Below are 5,000 nucleotides of genomic sequence, written 5' to 3' on the forward strand. Positions count from 1 at the left end.
ATTTGTGGTTCGCAGAACTTTCGGTTCTTTCGTCTTCACCACCACAATCTGGCTTTCGCTCAAATTGCTTGGGTGTTATATGGTCAAGCCTCACGGGCAATTAGTATTGGTTAGCTCAACGCCTCACAGCGCTTACACACCCAACCTATCAACGTCGTAGTCTTCGACGGCCCTTCAGGGAGCTCAAGGCTCCAGTGAGATCTCATCTTGAGGCAAGTTTCCCGCTTAGATGCTTTCAGCGGTTATCTCTTCCGAACATAGCTACCCGGCAATGCCACTGGCGTGACAACCGGAACACCAGAGGTTCGTCCACTCCGGTCCTCTCGTACTAGGAGCAGCCCCTCTCAAATCTCAAACGTCCACGGCAGATAGGGACCGAACTGTCTCACGACGTTCTAAACCCAGCTCGCGTACCACTTTAAATGGCGAACAGCCATACCCTTGGGACCGGCTTCAGCCCCAGGATGTGATGAGCCGACATCGAGGTGCCAAACACCGCCGTCGATATGAACTCTTGGGCGGTATCAGCCTGTTATCCCCGGAGTACCTTTTATCCGTTGAGCGATGGCCCTTCCATACAGAACCACCGGATCACTAAGACCTACTTTCGTACCTGCTCGACGTGTCTGTCTCGCAGTCAAGCGCGCTTTTGCCTTTATACTCTACGACCGATTTCCGACCGGTCTGAGCGCACCTTCGTACTCCTCCGTTACTCTTTAGGAGGAGACCGCCCCAGTCAAACTACCCACCATACACTGTCCTCGATCCGGATAACGGACCTGAGTTAGAACCTCAAAGTTGCCAGGGTGGTATTTCAAGGATGGCTCCACGCGAACTGGCGTCCACGCTTCAAAGCCTCCCACCTATCCTACACAAGCAAATTCAAAGTCCAGTGCAAAGCTATAGTAAAGGTTCACGGGGTCTTTCCGTCTAGCCGCGGATACACTGCATCTTCACAGCGATTTCAATTTCACTGAGTCTCGGGTGGAGACAGCGCCGCCATCGTTACGCCATTCGTGCAGGTCGGAACTTACCCGACAAGGAATTTCGCTACCTTAGGACCGTTATAGTTACGGCCGCCGTTTACCGGGGCTTCGATCAAGAGCTTCGCGTTAGCTAACCCCATCAATTAACCTTCCGGCACCGGGCAGGCGTCACACCCTATACGTCCACTTTCGTGTTTGCAGAGTGCTGTGTTTTTAATAAACAGTCGCAGCGGCCTGGTATCTTCGACCGGCATGGGCTTACGGAGCAAGTCCTTCACCCTCGCCGGCGCACCTTCTCCCGAAGTTACGGTGCCATTTTGCCTAGTTCCTTCACCCGAGTTCTCTCAAGCGCCTTGGTATTCTCTACCCAACCACCTGTGTCGGTTTGGGGTACGGTTCCTGGTTATCTGAAGCTTAGAAGCTTTTCTTGGAAGCATGGCATCAACCACTTCGTCGCCTAAAGGCAACTCGTCATCAGCTCTCGGCCTTGAACTCCCGGATTTACCTAAGAGTCCAGCCTACCACCTTAAACTTGGACAACCAACGCCAAGCTGGCCTAGCCTTCTCCGTCCCTCCATCGCAATAACCAGAAGTACAGGAATATTAACCTGTTTTCCATCGACTACGCTTTTCAGCCTCGCCTTAGGGACCGACTAACCCTGCGTCGATTAACGTTGCGCAGGAAACCTTGGTCTTTCGGCGTGGGAGTTTTTCACTCCCATTGTCGTTACTCATGTCAGCATTCGCACTTCTGATACCTCCAGCAAGCTTCTCAACTCACCTTCACAGGCTTACAGAACGCTCCTCTACCGCATCACCTAAGTGATACCCGTAGCTTCGGTGCATGGTTTGAGCCCCGTTACATCTTCCGCGCAGGCCGACTCGACTAGTGAGCTATTACGCTTTCTTTAAAGGGTGGCTGCTTCTAAGCCAACCTCCTAGCTGTCTAAGCCTTCCCACATCGTTTCCCACTTAACCATGACTTTGGGACCTTAGCTGACGGTCTGGGTTGTTTCCCTTTTCACGACGGACGTTAGCACCCGCCGTGTGTCTCCCATGCTCGGCACTTCCAGGTATTCGGAGTTTGCATCGGTTTGGTAAGTCGGGATGACCCCCTAGCCGAAACAGTGCTCTACCCCCTGGAGTGATACATGAGGCGCTACCTAAATAGCTTTCGAGGAGAACCAGCTATCTCCGAGCTTGATTAGCCTTTCACTCCGATCCACAGGTCATCCGCTAACTTTTCAACGGTAGTCGGTTCGGTCCTCCAGTCAGTGTTACCTAACCTTCAACCTGCCCATGGATAGATCGCCCGGTTTCGGGTCTATACCCAGCGACTAAACGCCCTATTAAGACTCGCTTTCGCTACGCCTCCCCTATTCGGTTAAGCTCGCCACTGAATATAAGTCGCTGACCCATTATACAAAAGGTACGCAGTCACCTAACAAAGTAGGCTCCCACTGCTTGTACGCATACGGTTTCAGGTTCTATTTCACTCCCCTCTCCGGGGTTCTTTTCGCCTTTCCCTCACGGTACTGGTTCACTATCGGTCAGTCAGTAGTATTTAGCCTTGGAGGATGGTCCCCCCATATTCAGACAAAGTTTCTCGTGCTCCGTCCTACTCGATTTCATTGACAAGAGATTTTCGTGTACGGGGCTATCACCCACTATGGCGGCACTTTCCAGAGCCTTCCACTAATCTCAAATCAACTTAAGGGCTAGTCCCCGTTCGCTCGCCACTACTAAGGGAATCTCGGTTGATTTCTTTTCCTCAGGGTACTTAGATGTTTCAGTTCCCCTGGTTCGCCTCGTGTACCTATGTATTCAGTACAAGATACTCAGCTTATGCTGAGTGGGTTCCCCCATTCAGAGATCTCTGGATCACAGTCTGTTTGCCGACTCCCCAAAGCTTATCGCAGGCTACCACGTCTTTCATCGCCTCTGACTGCCAAGGCATCCACCGTATGCGCTTCTTCACTTGACCATATAACCCCAAGCAATCTGGTTATACTGTGAAGACGACATTCGCCGAAAATTCATGAAAACTCACAAATTTTACCTTAGCCTGAAGCAACACCAGTGAAAGTGTCGTTCAGTCTATTTCTATCACATACCCAAATTTTTAAAGAACGGACCAGTCAACAAAGACTAGAAATCAACATTCGACGCGAATGCTCATTTCTAAGCTTTAAACAGGATTTTCAAGCAGATTATGGTGGAGCCAAGCGGGATCGAACCGCTGACCTCCTGCGTGCAAGGCAGGCGCTCTCCCAGCTGAGCTATGGCCCCAGACTGAGGCGTGGAACTTAATTGGTGGGTCTGGGCAGATTCGAACTGCCGACCTCACCCTTATCAGGGGTGCGCTCTAACCAACTGAGCTACAGACCCAATAAGCTGCTTTCCGTCTTCTTCAATGAATCAAGCAATTCGTGTGGGAGCTCATGATACGGCTGATGTCGTCGATTAAGGAGGTGATCCAGCCGCAGGTTCCCCTACGGCTACCTTGTTACGACTTCACCCCAGTCATGAATCACACCGTGGTAACCGTCCTCCCGAAGGTTAGACTAGCTACTTCTGGTGCAACCCACTCCCATGGTGTGACGGGCGGTGTGTACAAGGCCCGGGAACGTATTCACCGCGACATTCTGATTCGCGATTACTAGCGATTCCGACTTCACGCAGTCGAGTTGCAGACTGCGATCCGGACTACGATCGGTTTTGTGAGATTAGCTCCACCTCGCGGCTTGGCAACCCTCTGTACCGACCATTGTAGCACGTGTGTAGCCCAGGCCGTAAGGGCCATGATGACTTGACGTCATCCCCACCTTCCTCCGGTTTGTCACCGGCAGTCTCCTTAGAGTGCCCACCATTACGTGCTGGTAACTAAGGACAAGGGTTGCGCTCGTTACGGGACTTAACCCAACATCTCACGACACGAGCTGACGACAGCCATGCAGCACCTGTGTCAGAGTTCCCGAAGGCACCAATCCATCTCTGGAAAGTTCTCTGCATGTCAAGGCCTGGTAAGGTTCTTCGCGTTGCTTCGAATTAAACCACATGCTCCACCGCTTGTGCGGGCCCCCGTCAATTCATTTGAGTTTTAACCTTGCGGCCGTACTCCCCAGGCGGTCAACTTAATGCGTTAGCTGCGCCACTAAAATCTCAAGGATTCCAACGGCTAGTTGACATCGTTTACGGCGTGGACTACCAGGGTATCTAATCCTGTTTGCTCCCCACGCTTTCGCACCTCAGTGTCAGTATGAGCCCAGGTGGTCGCCTTCGCCACTGGTGTTCCTTCCTATATCTACGCATTTCACCGCTACACAGGAAATTCCACCACCCTCTGCCCTACTCTAGCTCGCCAGTTTTGGATGCAGTTCCCAGGTTGAGCCCGGGGCTTTCACATCCAACTTAACGAACCACCTACGCGCGCTTTACGCCCAGTAATTCCGATTAACGCTTGCACCCTCTGTATTACCGCGGCTGCTGGCACAGAGTTAGCCGGTGCTTATTCTGTTGGTAACGTCAAAACAGCAAGGTATTCGCTTACTGCCCTTCCTCCCAACTTAAAGTGCTTTACAATCCGAAGACCTTCTTCACACACGCGGCATGGCTGGATCAGGCTTTCGCCCATTGTCCAATATTCCCCACTGCTGCCTCCCGTAGGAGTCTGGACCGTGTCTCAGTTCCAGTGTGACTGATCATCCTCTCAGACCAGTTACGGATCGTCGCCTTGGTGAGCCATTACCTCACCAACTAGCTAATCCGACCTAGGCTCATCTGATAGCGCAAGGCCCGAAGGTCCCCTGCTTTCTCCCGTAGGACGTATGCGGTATTAGCGTTCCTTTCGAAACGTTGTCCCCCACTACCAGGCAGATTCCTAGGCATTACTCACCCGTCCGCCGCTAACTCGAAGAGCAAGCTCTTCTCATCCGCTCGACTTGCATGTGTTAGGCCTGCCGCCAGCGTTCAATCTGAGCCATGATCAAACTCTTCAGTTCAATACTGCTTGGG

Annotated in this window: 2 tRNA genes and 2 rRNA genes; all 4 read right to left on the minus strand. The window is 52.1% G+C overall.

Features of this window, described 5'->3' with window-relative positions:
* Positions 1 to 79 precede the first annotated feature (79 nt).
* Positions 80 to 2,970, minus strand: a 23S ribosomal RNA gene (locus ACODSK_RS32310).
* Between the two features lie 229 nt (positions 2,971 to 3,199).
* Positions 3,200 to 3,275: transfer RNA gene (locus tag ACODSK_RS32315), tRNA-Ala, on the minus strand.
* Between the two features lie 22 nt (positions 3,276 to 3,297).
* Positions 3,298 to 3,374: transfer RNA gene (locus tag ACODSK_RS32320), tRNA-Ile, on the minus strand.
* 76 nt (positions 3,375 to 3,450) lie between these two features.
* Positions 3,451 to 4,987 (minus strand): 16S ribosomal RNA (locus ACODSK_RS32325).
* Together the 16S and 23S rRNA genes with 2 tRNA genes alongside form the textbook arrangement of a ribosomal RNA operon.
* Positions 4,988 to 5,000: the final 13 nt, after the last annotated feature.

The organism is Pseudomonas sp. FG98, from assembly GCF_057808595.1.